General features: G+C 38.1%; 1 protein-coding gene. It reads left to right on the top strand.

What is annotated here, in order from left to right; genetic code table 11:
* A partial coding sequence (locus RF638_RS16255) for a tail fiber domain-containing protein (RefSeq protein WP_368842492.1) occupies window positions 1-501 on the top strand: 501 nt, incomplete at both ends.

Raw genomic sequence — 501 nt, 5'->3', positions numbered from 1 at the left:
GCTATTGCCGATGCTAAGGCAGCAGGTACAAAAGCTCAGACTGATTTAAGTACCCATGCAAACAGAAGGGATAATCCTCATAATGTAACTAGAGCTCAATTAGGATTGGCTACTACAGACAAAGTAGTATTTGCTAAAACTACTGCAGCTTCTGGTTTCTGGAAGGAATCAGATGGTAGATTAAAATCTCAAGTGGAGAATCTGAATCATACTCTGGACCAAATCTGTAATATACCTACAGTTCACTTTAAGATGAATGGCAAATACCAAGTGGGAACTATTGCTCAGAGCTTAGAGGAAATTGAACCTCTGTTGGTATCAGAGAATACTATACCTGCTTCTCAAGTACCTAACCAATCTAGATTCGAAACTTTCGTCGGAGAAGATGGTCAGGAATATGTAAAAGTAAAAGTGGTAGAGTATGAAATGCTCAGTGTCATGGCTCTTGAGGGAGTTAAGTTATTGAGAAAAGAATTCGAAGACTTTAAGAAACAATTAAAC

Origin of the sequence: Kocuria sp. CPCC 205235 (assembly GCF_040980905.1) — a bacterium.
GTDB lineage: Bacteria > Actinomycetota > Actinomycetes > Actinomycetales > Micrococcaceae > Kocuria > Kocuria carniphila.
Note: the sequence above shows the minus strand (reverse complement) of the source record. Positions and strands in the feature narration are given on the sequence as shown.